General features: G+C 43.6%; 2 protein-coding genes. One reads left to right on the top strand and one right to left on the bottom strand.

The features are described from left to right. Positions 1-317: 317 nt before the first annotated feature. The gene (locus PX482_RS26720) at positions 318-641 is read right to left on the bottom strand and encodes a hypothetical protein (RefSeq protein WP_288026780.1); all 324 of its coding nucleotides are present in this window, start codon (positions 639-641) and stop codon (positions 318-320) included. Between PX482_RS26720 and PX482_RS26715 the strand changes: the two genes are divergently transcribed. Continuing rightward, positions 528-842, top strand: coding sequence for a PEP-CTERM sorting domain-containing protein (locus tag PX482_RS26715; RefSeq protein WP_288095630.1), 315 nt, complete (start codon positions 528-530; stop codon positions 840-842). The two genes, PX482_RS26720 and PX482_RS26715, sit on opposite strands and share 114 nt — an antisense overlap. Positions 843-1,400: the final 558 nt, after the last annotated feature.

Genomic DNA, 1,400 nt, shown 5'->3' with positions numbered 1-1,400 from the left:
TTTGGTATCAGAGTTATCAGATTTTTAGGGCTAATTGTGCATCTGCTGGGCAACCAAATTAGCCTGTAATTCAGAGCCGGCAATCGTTTTGACGATTTAGATAAAATTTTCAATGTGACACTTTAGGGTGCGGAATGTGGGCTATATAGATAGGATTGAATATTTTCATAAAAAATCCTCTTGAAAAATATTTTGATCAACCTTAACTTTAAGGGGTACATTAATTTATTTTTAGGGCCATGGCCACCAAATCGCCAAAATTATTCGAGTCATTGCGGTCATAGACCGCAATGACTGTCACTACTGTTAGCCTCACCCTAGCCGCTGCTTCTGGTGCTAGTGCCGCAACAGTGTTCGGTTTCCAAGACGCTTACGATCCCATTAACTGGACATTTACCAATAGTAATGCCGACGGGTTCGTCAATACCGGCGGCGCTCCCGCGTCCATTAGCCTGACTGGGGGGAACAATGGTTCTGGCGGTTCTGGAACCACAGACTACACCACCACTGCGGCTGCGGCTGGGACGGTGACGTTTGATTGGAACTATTCGACTGCTGATGGGCCTTTCTGGGATCCCTTCGGATATCTGCTCAACGGCAGCTTCACCCAAGTAACTAATGATGGGGGAGGTGTTTTCCAAAACGGGACATCGACGTTTAACGTCCTAGCTGGCGACAGCTTTGGTTTCCGTATTTTCACTCGCGACAACCTTTTTGGACGGGCTAGTGTGACGATTTCTAACTTTTCTGCCCCTGCCCCTGTTCCCGAACCGTCAACTGTGCTGAGTTTGCTGGTACTAGGAGGCTTAGGCGCTGGACTGAAGTACCTTAAGCGGAATTGATATCCCAAAAAACAGGGGACTAGGAGTTGACCTCTCCTCCTAGTTCCCAACTTGATTAGCTGTTGACTGTCTGCGAGTGCCAGAGTTTGGAGCGGGGAGAGTTGCACAATTCTGGTTTTAAGTCAATAGCCTTTACAAAACTTCAAAAATTGCAACATAAAAAAATGTCACCACTAGCGGCTTTTTTTGGGCAAGAGAATCGATATAGTCCCCTGATTGCCTTGGTTTTCCGTTGATTTAAAGCTTAAAGGTTAAACTAAGCCCACAGCATACCACGATCATACCATATTATTAAATGTAGGCAACCCCGATTTACAGCCAAATTTTGGCAAATTCTGGGAAAATCAAAATCTTGTAACTTACTTGTTACATTGAACTAATCGCCCCAAATATTTAAATATTTTAATTATTTACCTTAAATTTATAATTTTTACTTATTTTTTGCAGGCTGATTAACTAGGGTTGGGCAAAAAAGCTTGTAAGGCAACATCTCAATAAATGCTGGTAAGGAAGCCGAAGTCAACCTAGAAAATGAACCCGCACTCGTGAGAAAGCATC

The organism is Microcystis sp. M53602_WE12 (assembly GCF_030065455.1).
GTDB lineage: Bacteria > Cyanobacteriota > Cyanobacteriia > Cyanobacteriales > Microcystaceae > Microcystis > Microcystis aeruginosa.
The sequence above is the reverse complement of the archived record's forward strand: the minus strand, read 5'-3'. Positions and strand labels throughout refer to the sequence as shown.